Consider the following 307-nt stretch of genomic DNA (forward strand, 5'->3'; position numbering starts at 1 on the left):
CCGACGTTCAGTGCCTGCTGACCGTTATAGGCCAACAGGTTATCCGGTACTTCCTTGAACTCACGCTTGATTTCCGCCACATCACGCAGATAAATCAGCCCTTTAGAGCCACCATCGGTGATGATCAGATCCCCCAGCTCTTCCACACTCTGGAATTCACCGGTTGGATGAACACGGATATACTCGCTGCCGATTCGTACTGCACCGGCACTGGTCGCCAAGTTCTGGGTTTCCAGTGTGCCGTAAATGGTTTGCGGTGAAATGCCCAGCGCGCTCAAACGCTGCATAGAGATTTCAATGAATACCT

The 307-nt window shown here is 52.1% G+C and carries 1 protein-coding gene; it reads right to left on the reverse strand.

Annotated elements, in window-relative coordinates:
• Window positions 1–307 (reverse strand): efflux RND transporter permease subunit (locus ABT58_RS23145; protein ID WP_169749977.1); only part of this gene is annotated, 307 nt, incomplete at both ends.

Source organism: Photobacterium aphoticum (genome assembly GCF_001029435.1).
Lineage (GTDB): Bacteria > Pseudomonadota > Gammaproteobacteria > Enterobacterales > Vibrionaceae > Photobacterium > Photobacterium aphoticum.